Raw genomic sequence first — 17,183 nt, 5'->3', positions numbered from 1 at the left:
CGCGTTCACCCGGCCGCGGGGACGCGGCGGGTGTCGTCCCCCGTATGTATGCACGGTCCGATCGGCTCAACACGAGGCGACCCCGGCGCGGGGCGACGTAAGCGCAACGTCTACAGTGGCGTGGTACGCGCAAGCCCCAACCCGGCCCCCACACCGTGAACGGCCGGAGTCGGAGCTTGCTGGATTCTCTCTCAGGGGTGTGCGTGACGGCCGTCGAATCCCGTCCAGCGGGGGTGCTCGGGACGAGCCCCGGTCACCGGCCGTTCGGGACCCGCGTCATGGCTTTCGTGGCATTGACCAAGCCGCGGATCATCGAACTTCTGCTGATCACCACAGTGCCGGTGATGTTCCTTGCGGAGCAGGGCGTGCCGTCGATGTGGCTGGTCCTGGTGACCTGCGTCGGCGGTTACCTGTCCGCGGGCGGCGCCAACGCGCTGAACATGTACATCGACCGCGACATCGACGCCCTGATGGACCGGACCTCGCAGCGCCCGCTGGTGACCGGCATGGTCAGCCCGCGGGAGTGCCTGGTCTTCGGCATCACGCTCGGCGTGGTCTCCACACTGTTCTTCGGCCTGCTCGTCAACTGGCTGTCGGCGGCGCTCTCGCTCGGCGCGCTCCTCTTCTACGTGGTCGTCTACACGATGCTGTTGAAGCGGCGCACGACCCAGAACATCGTCTGGGGCGGCATCGCCGGCTGCCTGCCGGTCCTCATCGGCTGGTCCGCGGTCCGCAACGAGGTCTCCTGGGCCGCCGTCATCCTCTTCCTCGTCATCTTCTTCTGGACGCCGCCGCACTACTGGCCGCTGTCGATGAAGGTGGCCGACGACTACGCGCGCGTCGGTGTGCCGATGCTCCCCGTCGTCGCGGGCAACAAGGTGGTGGCGCGCCAGATCGTCCTCTACAGCTGGGTCATGGTCGGCGTCTCGCTGCTGCTGACCCCGCTGGGGTACACCGGCTGGTTCTACACCTCGGTCGCGCTGCTGGCCGGCGGCTGGTGGCTGTGGGAGGCGCACGCGCTGCACGCGCGGGCCAAGGCGGGTGTGACGGGCGCGAAGCTCAAGGAGATGCGCCTGTTCCACTGGTCGATCACCTATGTGTCGCTGCTGTTCGTGGCGGTGGCCGTGGATCCCTTCCTCCGTTGATTACTCGCCGGTAGCATGGCTTCCATGGGAGACACCGCAGACACGGCGGCCGCCGCAGGCGCCGCGGACAAGAAGCAGGACCGGACGGCCGCGAAGCTGGCCAAGCAGATCGGCGCCTTCGCCAAGCAGCACGGCGGCGCCGAGGGCCAGCTCGCCCACATCGGCCAGGCCGGCACCCGGATCGTGCTCGTGGGCACGGACGGCGGCTGGGGCGACCTGGTGGCCCCGACCTTCGCGGTGGCGCGGCTGGCCGCGGAGAAGGCCGGCCTGACCCTCCACGAGGAGTTCGACGGGGAGTTCGCCGCGCGCGTGCGGACGGGCCCGTACGAGTGGTCGCGGATGGCCGGCATCCAGCTCGGCGGATCCGAGAACCCGGCGGCCTGACCGCCCCCGGCCCCTTCCCGGGGCCCGGTGTGCGGTCTCGGTCAACAGCCCGAGCAACACCTCACACCCCGCTCACCCGTTAGGACGTGTGGAAGCGCCTTCCTCACGTCCGCAACGGGATGCCCGGATGATCGAAACGCCGCCCCTGGTGGACCAGTACTGCCACGGAGTCCTCCGTACGGAGCTGGGCCTGGGTACCTTCGAGGCCCAGCTGATCCCTTCGGCCGGTCCGCCCGCCTCGGGCACCACCTTCTTCGACACCCAGACCGGATTCGCGGTCCGCCGCTGGTGTCCGCCGCTGCTGGGTCTGGAGCCGCACGCGGCCCCCGCCCGCTATCTGGCCCGGCGCCGCGAGCTGGGCCCGGCCGAGGCCGCGCGGCGGCTGCTTCGGGGGTCCGGGGCCGGTGTCTACCTGGTCGACACCGGCCAGGCCGGGGACCTCGCCGGCCCCGAGGAACTGGCCCTCGCCGCGGACGCCGAGGCCTTCGAGACGGTCCGGCTGGAAGCGCTGGCCGTACGGGTCGCCGACACCTCCGGGACCGTGGCCGCCTTCCTCACGGGCCTCGCCGAGGCCGTCCACCACGCCGCCGCCGGAACCGCGGCCTTCGCCTGCGCCGCGGTCCCCGACCACGCCGACGCGCCCGCCCTCGACCCCGGCCCGCCCGGCCCGGGCGAGGTGCGCGGGGCGGCCGGGCGGTGGCTGGCCCGACGGCCGTGCGGTGGCCCCGTACGGGATCCCGTGCTCCTGCGGCACCTGCTGTGGAGCGCGGTGGCGTCCGGGCTGCCGCTGCAGCTGCACACGGGTGCGGGGGATCCCGCGACGCTGACCGGGTTCGTGCGGGCCACCGCGGGACTGGGCACCCGGCTGGTGCTGCTTGGCGGCTACCCGTACCACCGGCACGTGGCGCGGCTCGCGGAGGTCTTCCCGCACGTGTACGCCGACGCGGGCGCGGGCCTCGGGCGGACCGGGGCGCGGGCCGCCGCGGTCCTGGCCGAGCTGCTGGAGACCGTGCCGTTCGGGAAGCTGCTGTTCTCCAGCGGGGGCCGGGGGCTGCCTGAACTGCACGCGGTGGGCGCCCTGGTGTTCCGGGAGGCGCTGACCCGGGTGCTGGGCGGCTGGGTCGCCGAGGGGTCCTGGTCGTGGCGGGACGCGGACCGGGTGGCGGGCATGGTCGCGGCGGGCAACGCGCGCCGCGTCTACCGCCTGGACGGGCCGTGAGGTCCCGTCCGCGGTGGACGGGACCTCACCGCCCGGGCGGAGGTGATCAGACGGAGGAGAGCCGGGCGTCGTCCCGGGCGGCGACCCCCGCCTCGTCCGCCGGCCGCTCGCGCAGGCTCAGCGCGAGGCGGAGCACGGCGATCCACACCAGGCAGGAGCCCAGCATGTGCACGGCGACCAGGACCTCGGGCACATCGGTGAAGTACTGCACGTAGCCGATGCCGCCCTGGGCGAGCAGTACGAGCAGCAGGTCGCGGGCGCGGGCCCGGGTGTCGACGGGGGCGTCGACCACCCGCAGCACCAGCCACATCGCGACGGCCAGCGCGCAGACCACCCAGGCGGCGATCGCGTGCACGTGCGCGGTCGCCTCCCAGTCGAACGGCATCCGCTTGATCTCGCTGCTGTCACCGGCGTGCGGGCCGGAGCCGGTGACCACCGTGCCGGCGGCGATCAGGACGAGGGTGGTGGCGATCAGCGCCCACGACAGCTTGCGCACCGGGGCGGGAACGCGCGGGCGGGGGGCGGTGTCGCCCTCGCCGACGCGCTGCCAGGTGATGGTCGTCACGGCGATCAGCGCGGTGGCGAGCAGGAAGTGTCCGGCCACGCTGTACGGGTTCAGGCCCGTCATGACGGTGATGCCGCCGAGCACGGCGTTGCACACCACGAGGGCGAACTGGACCCAGCCGAGCCTCGTCAGCGAACGGCGCCAGGGCTCGGCCGACCGGGCCGCGACGATCACCCAGCCGACGGCGGCGCTGAGCACGTACGTCAGCATCCGGTTGCCGAATTCGACGGCGCCGTGGAAGCCCTGCTCCTGCGTCACGATCAGGCTGTCGTCGGTGCACTTGGGCCAGGTGTCGCAGCCGAGACCGGATCCGGTCAGCCGCACCGCGCCGCCGGTCACGACGATGGCCACGCTCATGAAGAGCGCGGCGAGCGCGGCTCGCCGGACGATCCGGGGTGACGGAGTCCAGCGGCCGGCGATGTATGCGAGGGGGTTCAACACGCCCCATATCGTAGGCGACCCCTTGTGCAAAGTTTCACGAGGGGGTGGGGGGTGCCGCGTCGGGGCCCACGAGCAGGCGGAACCTGGCACCGGCGGGGTCGCCCTCCTCGTGCCACCAGAGCAGCACACGCCAGTGCGCGCCGTCGCCCGGGTGGTCCGGCGCGTGCGTGAACCCCCGTATCAGTTCGGTCGCCACTTCCTCGGCGGTCCGATTCCTCACTTCTGTGGCGCTGTGCCAGGGATGGGGGAGTGTGTTCCACAGGCCGTCAGGGCCCCGGACGTCGAACCGCCACACCGCGAGCCACGGGGTGACCTCCAGCATGGTGCGCACCTGTTCGGCACCGAGGTGCAGCCGGGCCGCGATCTCGGGCTCCTCCACCGACCGGATGCGGGCGGCCACCACGGCTTGGGGCAGCAGCCGTTCGGGCAGCAGCGCCCGCGCGCGCAGGCCCACCAGCTCGTCGAAGGCCAGGTAGCGCAGGCGCAGTTCCAGCTGGCGGCCGATGTGGTCGAGGGCCTCCTCGGCGGCCTCGGCCTCCTCCGCGGCCGGGTCGGCCAGCAGCAGCCGGCGGAAGTCGGACTCCGCGTCCACCGCCCAGGCCACCGCCTCCTCGGTCAGGCCCAGCTCGGCGAGGCGGTCCCCGAGGAACACCTTGGCCTGCGCGAGGCCCCGCCGGTTGACCGGGTCCCGCTGGTCCAGTCCGGCCCACACCTCCACCGCGGTACGGGTCAGATGGCGGGCGCGCTCACCGGCGGCCCGCTCCATGGCGCTGGGGCCCCCGCCGGTGGCGGCCGGTCCCAGCGGGTGCTTCGGCAGCCGGTCCGCGTCGCTCAGCGGCCAGGCCAGCCACACCCCGTGGTTGATCAGCCCGCGGGCGTACCAGCGGGCGTACTCCGGGGCGTGCCGGGCCGCGCGTTCGGAGCTGCGCAGGCCCTCCTCGATGGTGGCGAGGGCGCCCGCGCGGTCCCCCGCGGCGAACCGCAGGGCCGCCCGGTCGGCGAGGCGCAGCCCGAGCAGGGCGGTGCACTCGGGGTCGCCCGGGAGGGTGCGCAGGGCACCGATCAGCTCGTCGAGGAGCCTCTCGCGTTCCGCCGGTGCCGCCTGCGCGGCCCCCGCCCGCACCCGCGCCCACTGGTCGTCCAGCCGAAAAACGGCCTCCCGCTGCACCATGTCCGCCCCCCGGCTTCATGTGTGGAGGCGCCCATCCTCGCGGCTGCGCGGTCGCGAGGGAAAGGGTTTCATTCCCAGCGGAAGAGGCGCGCGGCGGCGCCCAGACCGAGTACGGCCCAGGCCGCGAGCACGGCCACGTCGCCCCACGGCAGCATCGCTCCGTGCTGCAGCACCTCGCGCAGGCCGTCGGACAGCGCCGAGATCGGCAGCAGCCCCAGGAGGGACTGCGCGGCGTCCGGGAACTTCTCCATCGGTACGATCACCCCGCCACCGACGAGCAGCAGCAGGAACACCAGGTTGGCGGCGGCCAGGGTGGCCTCGGCCCTGAGCGTGCCCGCCATCAGCAGCCCGAGCCCCGAGAAGGCGGCGGTACCCAGCAGGACCAGCGCCGCCACCGACAGCGGGTCGCCCTGCGGGGACCAGCCCAGGGCGAGCGCGATCACCGTCAGCAGGGCGATCTGCAGCACTTCGGTCACCAGGACCGACAGGGTCTTGGCGGCCATCAGCGCCCAGCGGGGGAGCGGGGAGGCCCCGAGCCGCTTGAGGACGCCGTAGCGGCGGTCGAAGCCGGTGGCGATGGCCTGGCCGGTGAAGGCCGTGGACATCACGGCGAGAGCGAGGACGCCCGGTGCGAGGAAGTCCACCGACCTCCCGGCGCCGGTGTCGACGATGTCGACGGCGGAGAACAGCACCAGGAGCAGCGCCGGGATGATCACCGTCAGCAGCAGCTGCTCGCCGTTGCGCAGCAGCATCCGGGTCTCCAGCGCCGTCTGCGCGAGGATCATGCGGGACACGGGCGCGGCCCCCGGGCGGGGGGTGAACGTACCGGCGCTCATGCGCGCAGCTCCTTACCGGTCAGTTCGAGGAAGACGTCTTCGAGGGTGTGCCGCTGCACCGCGAGGCTGTCGGGCAGTACGCCGTTCTGCGCGCACCAGGAGGCGACGGTGGCCAGCATCTGCGGGTCGACCTCGCCGGTCACCCGGTAGACGCCCGCGGTGACCTCGGCCGCCTGGGTGCCGTCGGGCAGCGCCTTGAGCAGTGAGGCGAGGTCGAGGGAGGGGCGGCCGGTGAAGCGCAGGGTGTTCTCGGCGCCGCCGCGGCACAGCTGCTCGGGGCTGCCGTGGGCGACGACCCGGCCCGCGTCCACGATGGCGACCTCGTCCGAGAGCTGCTCGGCCTCGTCCATGTGGTGGGTGGTGAGGACGACGGTGACCCCGTCGCCGCGCAGCTCCCGTACGAGGTCCCAGGTGGCGCGGCGGGCCTGCGGGTCCAGGCCGGCGGTGGGCTCGTCGAGGAAGACGAGCTCAGGGCGGCCCACGACGGCCATGGCCAGGGCGAGGCGCTGCTGCTGGCCGCCGGAGAGCCTGCGGTAGGGGGTGCGGCCGCAGCCGCCGAGTCCGAGGCGTTCCACCAGGGTGCCGGGGTCGAGCGGGTCGGCGTACAGCTTGGCCATGTGGCGCAGCATCTCGACGGCGCGGGCACCGGAGTAGACGCCGCCGGACTGGAGCATCACGCCGACGCGCGGGCGCAGCGCCTCCGCCCGGGCGACCGGGTCGAGGCCGAGGACGCGGACGGTGCCGGCGTCGGGGCGGTGGTAGCCCTCGCAGGTCTCCACCGTGGTCGTCTTGCCCGCGCCGTTGGGACCGAGGACCGCGGTGACGGAGCCCCTGCGGACGGTGAGGTCCAGTCCGTCCACCGCGGTCTTGGCGCCGTACCGCTTCACCAGTCCGCGGATCTCCACGGCGGGGTCGTTGCTCATGGGGGGTGAGTCTACGGAGCCGGAGGGCGGCCACCGGGCCGAGGGGCGGGGGTATGCGAACACCCGGCTTTCGGAAACGGCCTTTTTCAGTCCGGTCCTCCCGGACGGCCCATCCGGTTTCGGTGATCTTCCGGCGAACTCGTCACTGGGGGCGCCGGGAACCGTTATGGCGGCATGAGTGCTGGTGGGGGTGGTGTGTCCGGCGGAATCGCGGAGGTGGGGCGGGGGTGGAATTAACCCCTCCGAATAACTCTCCGTCGATAAATAAGGTAACCCTTAGTGATGGAGGCCACCAGGCGTGGCGTCCGTCACGGCTTGTACGGGCTCGGTTAATTACGCAACAATGGCGTTGTGAAATACGGCGAACGGCAGCACGAGGCCCCCCAGGGGGAGCTCACCACCGGGGAGCGGTCAACCCGCAACCGGGTGGCGCGCTCGATCCTGGACCACGGCCCGTCCACCGTCGCCGACCTCGCCCAGCGCCTCGGCCTCACCCAGGCCGCCGTCCGCCGCCACCTCGACACGCTCGTCGCCGACGACGTCGTCGAAGCCCGTGAGCAGCGCGTGTACGGAGCGCGGACCCGGGGTCGGCCCGCCAAGGTCTTCGCGCTCACCGACTGCGGCCGCGACGCCTTCGACCAGTCCTACGACACGCTCGCCGCGGACGCCCTGCGCTGGATCGCGCAGTCCGTCGGCGGCGGCGAGCAGGGGGAGGCGGCCGTCGCCGCCTTCGCCAGGTCGCGGATGGAGTCGCAGGCGCAGACCTACCGCGAAGCCGTCGAGGCGGCCGCCCCCGAGGGCCGCGCGGAGGCCCTGGCCAAGGCGTTGACGCAGGACGGGTACGCTGCTACGGCGAAGAGCGCTCCCGGTCCGCACAGCGGTGAACAGCTCTGCCAGCACCACTGCCCGGTCGCCCATGTGGCCGAGCAGTTCCCGCAGCTCTGCGAGGCGGAGACCGAGGTCTTCTCACGCCTGCTCGGGACGCACGTGCAGCGCCTCGCCACGATCGCCCATGGCGACGGAGTGTGCACCACGTTCATTCCGCGCAGCGCGGGCACCACACAGACCGACACATCAGTATCTGCAAGTACGGCCGGGAGGAACCCCGCATGACCACGGAGACCGCTCACCCTGAGCTCGATGGCCTGGGCACCTATGAATACGGCTGGGCCGACTCCGACGCGGCCGGTGCCGCTGCCAAGCGGGGTCTGTCCGAGGACGTCGTCCGCGACATCTCGGCGAAGAAGTCCGAGCCGGAGTGGATGCTGAACCTCCGCCTCAAGGGCCTGAGGCTCTTCGACAAGAAGCCCATGCCGATGTGGGGCTCCGACCTCTCGGGCATCGACTTCGACAACATCAAGTACTTCGTGCGTTCCACCGAGAAGCAGGCCGCTTCCTGGGAGGACCTGCCCGAGGACATCAAGAACACGTACGACAAGCTCGGCATCCCGGAGGCGGAGAAGCAGCGCCTCGTCGCCGGCGTCGCGGCCCAGTACGAGTCCGAGGTCGTCTACCACCAGATCCGCGAGGACCTGGAGGAGCAGGGCGTGATCTTCCTCGACACGGACACCGCGCTCAAGGAGCACCCGGAGCTCTTCCAGGAGTACTTCGGCACGGTCATCCCGGTCGGCGACAACAAGTTCGCGTCGCTGAACACCGCGGTGTGGTCCGGCGGCTCGTTCATCTACGTCCCCAAGGGTGTCCACGTGGACATCCCGCTCCAGGCCTACTTCCGCATCAACACGGAGAACATGGGCCAGTTCGAGCGGACGCTGATCATCGTCGACGAGGACGCCTACGTCCACTACGTCGAGGGCTGCACCGCCCCGATCTACTCCTCCGACTCGCTGCACAGCGCCGTCGTCGAGATCATCGTGAAGAAGGGCGGCCGCTGCCGCTACACGACGATCCAGAACTGGTCGAACAACGTCTACAACCTGGTCACCAAGCGCGCCGTGGCGTACGAGGGCGCGACCATGGAGTGGATCGACGGCAACATCGGCTCCAAGGTCACCATGAAGTACCCGGCCGTCTACCTGATGGGCGAGCACGCCAAGGGCGAGACCCTCTCCATCGCCTTCGCGGGCGAGGGCCAGCACCAGGACGCCGGATCCAAGATGGTTCACATGGCGCCGAACACCTCCTCGAACATCGTCTCCAAGTCGGTGGCCCGTGGCGGTGGCCGCACCTCCTACCGCGGCCTGGTCGAGATCGGCGAGGGCGCCGCGGGCTCGAAGTCGAACGTGCTCTGCGACGCGCTGCTCGTCGACACGATCTCCCGCTCGGACACGTACCCCTACGTGGACGTCCGCGAGGACGACGTGACCATGGGCCACGAGGCGACCGTCTCCAAGGTCTCCGACGACCAGCTCTTCTACCTGATGCAGCGCGGCCTCACCGAGTTCGAGGCCATGGCCATGATCGTGCGCGGCTTCGTCGAGCCGATCGCGAAGGAGCTGCCCATGGAGTACGCACTGGAGCTCAACCGGCTGATCGAGCTGCAGATGGAGGGCTCGGTCGGCTGACCGGCCGCACGCCCCCCGTACCGCAGCACAGCGACGATTCTGTAGACGTAGGAAGAGAGCAAGACGACAGCCATGGCTGAGGCTCAGAACGCCCCCAAGAACCTGACGGTTCAGGGCGGTACCCCCGCGGCGGGCTCCACCACCGCCGGCGCGATCGCGGTGGCCGCCGAGTCCACCGTCGCCACCCGGATGAGCGCGCCCCCGTCCTTCGACGTGGCCGACTTCCCCGTCCCGCACGGCCGCGAGGAGGAGTGGCGCTTCACCCCGCTCGCCCGCCTCAAGGGTCTGCACGACGGCACCGCGGTCGCAGGCGGCACCATGAAGGCCCAGATCGACGCGCCCGAGGGCGTCACCGTCGAGTCCGTGGAGCGCGGCGACGAGCGGATCGGCAAGGCCGGCACCCCCGTCGACCGGGTCGCCGCGCAGGCCTTCTCCGCGTTCGCCAAGGCCACGGTCGTCACCGTGCCCAAGGAGACCGTGCTCGCCGAGCCCATCCGCGTCGCCCTGCACGGCGAGGGCGGCACGACCTTCGGCCACACCGTGTTCGACGTGAAGCCCTTCGCCGAGGCGATCATCGTGATCGACCACACCGGCGACGGCGTGCGCGCCGCCAACGTCGACATCCTCGTCGGCGACGGCGCCAAGGTGACCTTCGTGTCCGTCCAGGACTGGGACGACACCGCCGTCCACACCTCGCAGCACAACGCCCTCATCGGCCGCGACGCGAGCTTCAAGTCCGTGGTCGTCACCTTCGGCGGCGACCTGGTCCGCCTCCACCCGCGCGTCACCTACGCGGGCCCCGGCGGCGAGGCCGAGATGCTCGGCCTGTACTTCACGGACGCCGGCCAGCACCAGGAGCACCGCCTCCTGGTCACGCACGACGCCCCGCACTGCAAGTCGAACGTGGTCTACAAGGGCGCGCTGCAGGGCCAGGACGCCCACGCCGTCTGGATCGGTGACGTGCTCATCGAGAAGAGCGCCGAGGGCACCGACACGTACGAGATGAACCGCAACCTCGTCCTCACGGACGGCGCGCGGGTCGACTCCGTGCCGAACCTGGAGATCGAGACCGGCGAGATCGTCGGTGCCGGCCACGCCTCCGCCACCGGCCGCTTCGACGACGAGCAGCTCTTCTACCTGCAGGCCCGCGGCATCCCCGCCGACGAGGCCCGCCGCCTGGTCGTCCGCGGCTTCTTCGCCGAACTCGTCCAGCAGATCGGTGTCGACGACATCGAGGAGCGCCTGATCGCCAAGATCGAGGCCGAGCTCCAGGGTTCCGTCTGATGAACTACGTCAAGGCCTGCGCGCTGAGCGAGCTGGAGGAGAACACCCCCAAGCGGGTGGAACTCGACGGCACGCCGGTGTCCATCGTCTCCACCGACGGGGAGGTGTTCGCGATCAACGACATCTGCTCGCACGCGAACGTCTCGCTCTCGGAGGGCGAGGTCGAGGACTGCATGATCGAGTGCTGGCTGCACGGGTCGGCCTTCGACCTGCGCACCGGCAAGCCCTCCGGTCTGCCCGCGACGCGCCCCGTACCCGTATACCCCGTAAAGATCGAAGGGGACGACGTGCTCGTCTCCCTCACCCAGGAGTCCTGAGGTATCCATGGCAACGCTTGAAATCCACGACCTGCACGTCTCCGTCGAGGCCGAGAACGGCGCCCGCGAGATCCTCAAGGGCGTCGACCTCACCGTCAAGCAGGGTGAGACGCACGCCATCATGGGTCCGAACGGCTCCGGCAAGTCCACGCTGGCGTACTCGCTGGCCGGGCACCCGAAGTACACCATCACCGGCGGCACCGTCACCCTCGACGGCGAGGACGTCCTGGAGATGTCCGTCGACGAGCGCGCCCGCGCCGGCGTCTTCCTCGCCATGCAGTACCCGGTCGAGGTCCCCGGCGTCTCGGTCTCCAACTTCCTGCGCACCTCCGCCACCGCCATCCGCGGCGAGGCCCCCAAGCTGCGCACCTGGGTGAAGGAGGTCAAGTCCGCGATGGAGCAGCTCCAGATGGACCCGGCCTTCGCCGAGCGCAACGTGAACGAGGGCTTCTCCGGCGGTGAGAAGAAGCGCCACGAGATCCTCCAGCTGGAGCTCCTGAAGCCGAAGATCGCGATCCTCGACGAGACCGACTCCGGCCTCGACGTCGACGCCCTGCGCATCGTCTCCGAGGGCGTCAACCGCGTCCGCGAGACCGGTGAGGTCGGCACCCTGCTGATCACCCACTACACGCGCATCCTGCGCTACATCAAGCCCGACTTCGTGCACGTGTTCGCGAACGGCCGCATCGCCGAGTCCGGTGGCGCCGAGCTCGCCGACCAGCTGGAGAACGAGGGCTACGACAAGTACGTGAAGGGTGGCGCGACCGCGTGACACAGCTGCCTGGCCTCCTCGACATCGAGGCGATCCGCAAGGACTTCCCCCTGCTGGATCGTGTGGTCCACGACGGGAAGAAGATCGTCTACCTGGACAACGCGGCGACCTCGCAGAAGCCGCGCCAGGTACTCGACGCGCTGAGCGAGTACTACGAGCAGCACAACGCGAACGTCCACCGCGGCGTGCACGTGCTCGCAGAGGAGGCCACGGCGCTGTACGAGGGCGCCCGCGACAAGGTCGCCGCCTTCATCAACGCGCCGAGCCGCGACGAGGTGATCTTCACCAAGAACGCCTCGGAGTCGCTCAACCTCGTCGCGAACATGCTCGGCTGGGCGGACGAGCCCTACCGGGTCGACCGCGACACCGAGATCGCCATCACGGAGATGGAGCACCACTCCAACATCGTGCCGTGGCAGCTGCTTGCGCAGCGCACCGGCGCGAAGCTGAAGTGGTTCGGCCTCACCGACGAGGGCCGGCTCGACCTGTCCACCATCGAAGAGGTCATCACGGAGAAGACGAAGATCGTCTCCTTCACGCTGGTCTCCAACATCATGGGCACGGTCAACCCGGTCGAGGCGATCGTCCGGCGCGCCCAGGACGTCGGCGCGCTGGTGCTGATCGACGCCTCCCAGGCTGCTCCGCACATGCCGCTGGACGTGCAGGCGCTCGGCGCCGACTTCGTGGCCTTCACCGGCCACAAGATGTGCGGCCCGACCGGCATCGGCGTCCTGTGGGGCCGCCAGGAGCTCCTGGAGGACCTGCCTCCGTTCCTCGGCGGCGGCGAGATGATCGAGACCGTGTCGATGCACGCCTCGACCTACGCCCCGGCGCCGCACAAGTTCGAGGCCGGTACGCCCCCGATCGCCCAGGCCGTCGGCCTCGGCGCGGCCGTGGACTACCTGACCTCGATCGGCATGGACAAGATCGCCGCGCACGAGCACGCGATCACCGAGTACGCGATCAAGCGCCTCGCCGAGGTGCCCGACCTGCGGATCATCGGCCCCACCACGGCCGAGGACCGCGGCGCCGCGATCTCCTTCGTGCTCGGCGACATCCACCCGCACGACGTCGGCCAGGTCCTGGACGAGCAGGGCATCGCGGTCCGCGTGGGACACCACTGCGCGCGCCCCGTCTGCCTGCGCTACGGAATTCCGGCGACGACGCGAGCGTCTTTCTACCTGTACTCGTCTCCGGCCGATGTCGACGCGCTGATCGACGGGCTGGAGCACGTACGGAACTTCTTCGGCTGACGGACGAGGCGACGAGGACGCAGTGAAGCTGGATTCGATGTACCAGGAACTGATCCTGGACCACTACAAGCACCCGCACGGGCGTGGCCTGCGCGACGGCGACGCCGAGGTGCACCACGTCAACCCGACGTGCGGCGACGAGATCACGCTGCGCGTGAAGTACGACGGTGAGAAGCTGACGGATGTCAGCTACGAGGGCCAGGGCTGCTCCATCAGCCAGGCCAGCGCCTCCGTACTGAACGAGCTGCTCGTGGGCAAGGAACTGGCCGAGGCGCAGAAGATCCAGGCCGTGTTCCTGGAGATGATGCAGTCCAAGGGCAAGATCGAGCCCGACGAGGCCATGGAGGAGGTGCTGGAGGACGCGGTCGCGTTCGTCGGCGTCTCGAAGTACCCGGCCCGTGTGAAGTGCGCCCTGCTGAGCTGGATGGCGTGGAAGGACGCGACCGCCCAGGCCCTGGGTGACGCGGAGAGGAAGACGGCATGACCGAGAACGCGACGCCCGAGGCGTCGACCAAGCCGGCCACCGAGGAGGAGGTCCGCGAGGCCCTCTACGACGTGGTCGACCCCGAGCTGGGCATCGACGTCGTCAACCTGGGCCTGATCTACGGCATCCACATCGACGACGCGAACATCGCCACCCTCGACATGACCCTGACCTCGGCGGCCTGCCCGCTGACGGACGTCATCGAGGACCAGGCGAAGTCGGCGACGGACGGCATCGTCAACGAACTCCGGATCAACTGGGTCTGGATGCCGCCGTGGGGCCCGGACAAGATCACGGACGACGGCCGCGAGCAGCTCCGCGCGCTCGGCTTCAACGTCTGAGCACCCCCGCTCGCACAGGAGGGCCCCCGGCACGTGCCGGGGGCCCTCGCTGTCCTCCGGGCGGACGGGTGGACGGACGGCGTGCACCCGTGGTGTCCGCCGGCTCCGGCGCGCTGCTGATCGTCGGGCTCACCGCTCCGCACAGGCCATGACGTAGGGGGCGCCGGCCCTCGCACGGTCCGCGTTCTGCCTCTCCGGGGCCGCCGACGACCATTCCGACCCGTACGTACGACGGCCGCGGGCGCCGGTCGGCGCAGCCGGGACGAGGGCGTGGGACGCCCTCGGTGCGTACGGTCGTACGCACCGATGTGTACTCTTGTACGCATGCCCTACGTCCTGCTCGCCGCAGCCATCGCCGCCGAGGTCGCCGGCACCACCGCCATGAAGTACAGCGACGGCTTCACGAAGCTGTGGCCCTCGCTCGGCACCCTCCTGGGGTACGCCATAGCGTTCACCTTGCTCGCGCAGACGCTGAAGACCATGTCGGTCGGCACGGCCTACGCGATATGGGCCGGCGTCGGCACCGCCGCCATCGCCGCGATCGGCATGGTGTTCCTGGGGGAAGCGGCCACTGCCGCGAAGATCGCCGGGATCGCCCTGGTGATCGGTGGGGTGGTCCTGCTGAACCTGGGCGGGGCGCACTGATGCCGCCGGGCGCACGGCGCTACGACCCGGACCGGCGCCAGCGCATCATCGACGCCGCGATCCGGGTGGTCGGCGCCAAGGGCATCGCGGGGCTGAGCCACCGCAGCGCCGCCGCGGAGGCCGACGTGCCGCTGGGCTCGACGACGTACCACTTCAAGACGCTGGACGACCTGCTGGTCGCGGCGCTCCGGCAGGCCAACGAGGGCTTCGCGCAGGCGCTGGCCGGCTCGGCCGCGCTGGCCGACCCGGACACCGACCTCGCCGGGGCGCTGGCCCGGCTGCTGGGCGAGGTCCTGGCGGCGGACCGGGGCCGGGTGGAGCGCGAGTACGAGCTCTACCTCGCGGCGCTGCGCCGCCCGGCTCTGCGGCCGGTGGCCGCCGAGTGGTGCGAGGCCGCGGCCGCGGCGCTGACGCCGCGGACCGACCCGGCGACGGCCCGGGCGTTGGTGGCCGTGATGGACGGCATCAGCCTGCAGGTCCTGCTGACGGACGCCGAGTACGACGAGCGCCAGGCCCGCGAGATCCTGACCCGGGTCCTGGGGAGCCGGCAGGCGGCCCAGGAGTGTCCGGCGGACCGGGCCCGGTCCTGATCCGCCGGTCACAGCACTAGGGCCTGTATTGAGTTGCCTCGCGGGGCAACTCAATACAGGCCCTAGCCCGCGGAGGCGGCGGTGCGGACCGCCGTGAGGGCCGTCCGTACGCTCGCCTCGATGTCGCGGATCGGGTAGATCACCTCGCGCACCGTGCGGTCGCGGTCGACGACCAGGGTCAGCCGCTTGATCCGGCTCACCCCCGCCGCGCGGAACGTCGGCAGGCGCAGTGCGGCCGTCAGTGCCAGGTCGGCGTCCGAGAGGAGCGGGAAGCGCAGCCGTTCCCGCTCCGCGAACTCCCGTTGCTCGTCGGGGCGCTGCGTCGAGACCCCGTGCACGGTGGCGCCGGCCGCCGTGAACTCCGCGAGCTGGTCGCGGTACGTGCACGACTCGAACGTGCAGCCCTTCGCGCCCGGGATCCCGGCCCATCCGGGCGGATAGGACTCGGCGCGCGCGTAGGCGCCGGGGAAGAAGTACAGGACCGTGAACGGGGTGTCCGCCACCGGGTCGCCGGCCCCGCCGAAACGGTCCGGCAGCAGCAGCGACGGCACCCGCGTGCCGTGCAGCGCGTGCACCCGTTCCGCCTCGCGCGATGCCTCGTCGGCCGTCGCCGTCATCTCTCCCTCTCCCAGGACCCAGGTGTCACCCCAGTCCTGGAGGGCCACCAGGACCGGCAGCAGCCCCCGCCCGCGCGGGGTCAGCCGGTACTCGTGCCGTACCGGACGTTCCTGGTACGGCACGCGCGACAGCACCCCGGCATCGACGAGCAGCTTCAGCCGCTCCGCGAGCACCTTGCGGGAGACCCCCAGCTCGCGCTGGAGCTCCTCGAAGCGGTGCAGGCCGCGCGCCGCGTCCCGCACGATCAGCAGAGTCCACCAGTCGCCCACGACGTCGAGGGCCTGGGCGATCGCGCAGTCCGCGTCGCCGAGGTGGGTGCGCTGGGCCATGGGAACTCCTTCGTCCGTTGACCCAAGGCTGTCATGCTGACATAGTCCGTTCCCAAAAGGAACTTACTCATGGATGGATGCGCCGGAAGCGGGGGCACGGGTGTGCTGCAGGGGTTCAAGGACATACCGAGGGTCGTGTGGCTGCTGGCCGCGGGGGTGTTCGTCAACGCCGTCGTCAGCTTCACCTTCGTCTTCGTCTTCCTCTACCTGACCGGCCCGCGCGGCCTCGGCGCCGCGCAGGCCGGCCTCGTCACCGGAATCGGCGGCATCGGCCTGGTCGCGGGCAACTTCACCGGCGGCTGGTACGGGGACCGCTTCGGCCACCGCCGGGTGCTGCTCGCCGCCGCCACCCTCGCCGGAGTGACCCTCGCGGCCGTCCCGCTGCTGCCCACGCTGCTCCTCTTCGCGGCCATGCCGGTGGCCCAGTACGCCTCCGGCGTGATCCGGGCCGCCAACTCCGCGCTGGTCGCGGTCACCGTCCCGGAGGGGGGCCGCCGCCAGGCCTTCGCCCTCGTACGGTGCGCGTCCAACGGCGGCTTCACCCTCGGGCCGCCGCTGGGTGCCGTGGTCGCGACCGGGCTCTCGTACGACTGGCTCTTCGTCGCCGACGGCGTCGGAACCCTCTTCTTCGCCCTCTGGACCGCCCGCGTCGTCCCGGCCCGCGGCGCCCACCGCACGACCTCCGCGGCCCCGGACGGGGGTCGGGGCCGCGGACTCGCCGCCGAACTGCGGGCCCGACCGGCCCTGTTGGTGGTGCTCGGGGCGATCCTGGTGACCGACGTCGTCTACCGCCAGCAGTACTACACCTTCCCCGTCTTCCTCACCGACCACGGACTGGACCCGCGCGTCTTCGGGCTCGTCATCGCCCTCAACGGCGGGGTGATCCTGCTGCTGGAGCTGCCCGCCGCCGTCGCGCTGCGCGAGCGTCCGGCGCTGCAGGTGATCGGCACCGGTCTGGTGCTGGTCGGGGCCGGGTACGCGGCGCTGCTGCTCGGAGCCGGGATCACGAGCGCCGTGGTGATGATGGTCCTGCTGAGCCTCGGCGAGATCCTCTACAAGACCACCGCCACCGCCTACGTCGCCGACGAGGCGCCCGAGCACGCCGTCGGACGCTTCCAGAGCCTGTACGCGGGGATCTCGGTCAGCGGGGTCGTCATCGGCCCGCCGCTGGGCGGAGCGCTGTACGCGGCCGCGCCCGGGCTGCTGTGGCCACTGTGTGCCGGGCTCGCGGCGGCCGCGGGCGGGGCGGTGCTGTGGGCCTCGGCGCGGCAGCGGCGACACGCGGCCCGACCGGCACATGAGACCGGTTCGCAACCTCAGGCCGTCGCCGGTTAGGTTTCG

Annotated in this window: 19 protein-coding genes; 14 read left to right on the top strand and 5 right to left on the bottom strand. The window is 71.3% G+C overall.

Features of this window, described 5'->3' with window-relative positions; genetic code table 11:
* Positions 1-197: 197 nt before the first annotated feature.
* The 3 genes from ACIPXC_RS00545 to ACIPXC_RS00535 all read left to right on the top strand — a co-directional run bounded on the left by ACIPXC_RS00545 (position 198) and on the right by ACIPXC_RS00535 (position 2,748).
* Complete coding sequence (locus ACIPXC_RS00545) at positions 198-1,145, top strand: heme o synthase (protein WP_401612012.1); 948 nt, start codon at positions 198-200, stop codon at positions 1,143-1,145.
* A gap of 24 nt (positions 1,146-1,169) precedes the next feature.
* Positions 1,170-1,529 (top strand): hypothetical protein, encoded by a 360-nt coding sequence (locus ACIPXC_RS00540; RefSeq protein WP_401611740.1) that lies wholly within the window; start codon positions 1,170-1,172, stop codon positions 1,527-1,529.
* Between the two features lie 127 nt (positions 1,530-1,656).
* Positions 1,657-2,748, top strand: a complete 1,092-nt coding sequence (locus tag ACIPXC_RS00535; RefSeq protein ID WP_401611738.1) for an amidohydrolase family protein — start codon at positions 1,657-1,659, stop codon at positions 2,746-2,748.
* A 46-nt stretch (positions 2,749-2,794) separates the two neighbouring features.
* On the opposite strand, the gene ACIPXC_RS00530 is transcribed toward ACIPXC_RS00535, so the two are convergent.
* From ACIPXC_RS00530 to ACIPXC_RS00515, 4 genes are all read right to left on the bottom strand, one after another.
* Entirely contained in the window at positions 2,795-3,754 is a 960-nt protein-coding gene (locus ACIPXC_RS00530; protein WP_401611736.1) for a heme A synthase, read from the bottom strand.
* Positions 3,755-3,788: 34 nt separating this feature from the next.
* Positions 3,789-4,925 (bottom strand): hypothetical protein, encoded by a 1,137-nt coding sequence (locus ACIPXC_RS00525; protein WP_401611734.1) that lies wholly within the window; start codon positions 4,923-4,925, stop codon positions 3,789-3,791.
* Between the two features lie 68 nt (positions 4,926-4,993).
* On the bottom strand, positions 4,994-5,761 hold the full coding sequence (locus tag ACIPXC_RS00520) for an ABC transporter permease (protein WP_401611732.1): 768 nt from the start codon (positions 5,759-5,761) through the stop codon (positions 4,994-4,996).
* The gene (locus ACIPXC_RS00515) at positions 5,758-6,684 is read right to left on the bottom strand and encodes an ABC transporter ATP-binding protein (protein ID WP_401611730.1); all 927 of its coding nucleotides are present in this window, start codon (positions 6,682-6,684) and stop codon (positions 5,758-5,760) included. Before ACIPXC_RS00515 ends, ACIPXC_RS00520 begins: the two co-directional genes overlap by 4 nt.
* Positions 6,685-7,035: 351 nt before the next feature.
* On the opposite strand from ACIPXC_RS00515, the gene ACIPXC_RS00510 reads away from it, so the two are divergent.
* The 10 genes from ACIPXC_RS00510 to ACIPXC_RS00465 all read left to right on the top strand — a co-directional run bounded on the left by ACIPXC_RS00510 (position 7,036) and on the right by ACIPXC_RS00465 (position 14,895).
* Complete coding sequence (locus ACIPXC_RS00510; RefSeq protein WP_401611728.1) at positions 7,036-7,797, top strand: helix-turn-helix transcriptional regulator; 762 nt, start codon at positions 7,036-7,038, stop codon at positions 7,795-7,797.
* Positions 7,794-9,209 carry a Fe-S cluster assembly protein SufB gene (gene sufB / locus ACIPXC_RS00505; RefSeq protein WP_037930110.1) on the top strand — a complete coding sequence of 472 codons (1,416 nt, stop codon included), beginning with the start codon at positions 7,794-7,796 and terminating at the stop codon, positions 9,207-9,209. Before ACIPXC_RS00510 ends, sufB begins: the two co-directional genes overlap by 4 nt.
* Positions 9,210-9,281: 72 nt before the next feature.
* Positions 9,282-10,493, top strand: a complete 1,212-nt coding sequence (gene sufD, locus ACIPXC_RS00500; RefSeq protein WP_401611724.1) for a Fe-S cluster assembly protein SufD — start codon at positions 9,282-9,284, stop codon at positions 10,491-10,493.
* Complete coding sequence (locus ACIPXC_RS00495) at positions 10,493-10,810, top strand: bifunctional 3-phenylpropionate/cinnamic acid dioxygenase ferredoxin subunit (protein ID WP_030027083.1); 318 nt, start codon at positions 10,493-10,495, stop codon at positions 10,808-10,810. The genes sufD and ACIPXC_RS00495 overlap by 1 nt, the downstream gene beginning before the upstream one ends.
* A gap of 7 nt (positions 10,811-10,817) precedes the next feature.
* Positions 10,818-11,582 (top strand): Fe-S cluster assembly ATPase SufC, encoded by a 765-nt coding sequence (sufC, locus tag ACIPXC_RS00490; protein ID WP_030846240.1) that lies wholly within the window; start codon positions 10,818-10,820, stop codon positions 11,580-11,582.
* Complete coding sequence (locus ACIPXC_RS00485; RefSeq protein WP_401611721.1) at positions 11,579-12,835, top strand: cysteine desulfurase; 1,257 nt, start codon at positions 11,579-11,581, stop codon at positions 12,833-12,835. The genes sufC and ACIPXC_RS00485 overlap by 4 nt, the downstream gene beginning before the upstream one ends.
* Before the next feature lie 22 nt (positions 12,836-12,857).
* Positions 12,858-13,319, top strand: coding sequence for a Fe-S cluster assembly sulfur transfer protein SufU (gene sufU / locus ACIPXC_RS00480; protein ID WP_030846233.1), 462 nt, complete (start codon positions 12,858-12,860; stop codon positions 13,317-13,319).
* Entirely contained in the window at positions 13,316-13,660 is a 345-nt protein-coding gene (locus tag ACIPXC_RS00475) for a metal-sulfur cluster assembly factor (RefSeq protein ID WP_030027092.1), read from the top strand. The genes sufU and ACIPXC_RS00475 overlap by 4 nt, the downstream gene beginning before the upstream one ends.
* A gap of 324 nt (positions 13,661-13,984) precedes the next feature.
* The gene (locus ACIPXC_RS00470) at positions 13,985-14,305 is read left to right on the top strand and encodes a multidrug efflux SMR transporter (protein ID WP_030846229.1); all 321 of its coding nucleotides are present in this window, start codon (positions 13,985-13,987) and stop codon (positions 14,303-14,305) included.
* Entirely contained in the window at positions 14,305-14,895 is a 591-nt protein-coding gene (locus tag ACIPXC_RS00465) for a TetR/AcrR family transcriptional regulator (RefSeq protein WP_401611717.1), read from the top strand. Before ACIPXC_RS00470 ends, ACIPXC_RS00465 begins: the two co-directional genes overlap by 1 nt.
* A 62-nt stretch (positions 14,896-14,957) precedes the next feature.
* Here ACIPXC_RS00465 and ACIPXC_RS00460 read toward each other — a convergent pair whose 3' ends face one another.
* Complete coding sequence (locus tag ACIPXC_RS00460) at positions 14,958-15,842, bottom strand: winged helix-turn-helix transcriptional regulator (RefSeq protein WP_401611714.1); 885 nt, start codon at positions 15,840-15,842, stop codon at positions 14,958-14,960.
* Positions 15,843-15,911: 69 nt separating this feature from the next.
* On the opposite strand from ACIPXC_RS00460, the gene ACIPXC_RS00455 reads away from it, so the two are divergent.
* A complete protein-coding gene (locus ACIPXC_RS00455) occupies positions 15,912-17,177 on the top strand; it encodes an MFS transporter (protein ID WP_401611711.1) in 1,266 nt (421 codons plus the stop codon).
* The last annotated feature ends 6 nt before the right edge of the window (positions 17,178-17,183 follow it).

It is taken from the genome of Streptomyces sp. NPDC090021 (genome assembly GCF_044748225.1).
GTDB lineage: Bacteria > Actinomycetota > Actinomycetes > Streptomycetales > Streptomycetaceae > Streptomyces.
Note: the sequence above shows the minus strand (reverse complement) of the source record. Positions and strands in the feature narration are given on the sequence as shown.

Coding starts and splice junctions, on each gene's coding strand:
- ACIPXC_RS00460 (WP_401611714.1), bottom strand. CDS start 15,842: ATGGCCCAGCGCACCCACCTCGGCGACGCGGACTGCGCGATCGCCCAG.
- ACIPXC_RS00520 (WP_401611732.1), bottom strand. CDS start 5,761: ATGAGCGCCGGTACGTTCACCCCCCGCCCGGGGGCCGCGCCCGTGTCC.
- ACIPXC_RS00540 (WP_401611740.1), top strand. CDS start 1,170: ATGGGAGACACCGCAGACACGGCGGCCGCCGCAGGCGCCGCGGACAAG.
- ACIPXC_RS00525 (WP_401611734.1), bottom strand. CDS start 4,925: ATGGTGCAGCGGGAGGCCGTTTTTCGGCTGGACGACCAGTGGGCGCGG.
- sufB (WP_037930110.1), top strand. CDS start 7,794: ATGACCACGGAGACCGCTCACCCTGAGCTCGATGGCCTGGGCACCTAT.
- ACIPXC_RS00455 (WP_401611711.1), top strand. CDS start 15,912: ATGGATGGATGCGCCGGAAGCGGGGGCACGGGTGTGCTGCAGGGGTTC.
- ACIPXC_RS00470 (WP_030846229.1), top strand. CDS start 13,985: ATGCCCTACGTCCTGCTCGCCGCAGCCATCGCCGCCGAGGTCGCCGGC.
- ACIPXC_RS00495 (WP_030027083.1), top strand. CDS start 10,493: ATGAACTACGTCAAGGCCTGCGCGCTGAGCGAGCTGGAGGAGAACACC.
- ACIPXC_RS00515 (WP_401611730.1), bottom strand. CDS start 6,684: ATGAGCAACGACCCCGCCGTGGAGATCCGCGGACTGGTGAAGCGGTAC.
- ACIPXC_RS00535 (WP_401611738.1), top strand. CDS start 1,657: ATGATCGAAACGCCGCCCCTGGTGGACCAGTACTGCCACGGAGTCCTC.
- ACIPXC_RS00465 (WP_401611717.1), top strand. CDS start 14,305: ATGCCGCCGGGCGCACGGCGCTACGACCCGGACCGGCGCCAGCGCATC.
- sufC (WP_030846240.1), top strand. CDS start 10,818: ATGGCAACGCTTGAAATCCACGACCTGCACGTCTCCGTCGAGGCCGAG.
- sufD (WP_401611724.1), top strand. CDS start 9,282: ATGGCTGAGGCTCAGAACGCCCCCAAGAACCTGACGGTTCAGGGCGGT.
- ACIPXC_RS00475 (WP_030027092.1), top strand. CDS start 13,316: ATGACCGAGAACGCGACGCCCGAGGCGTCGACCAAGCCGGCCACCGAG.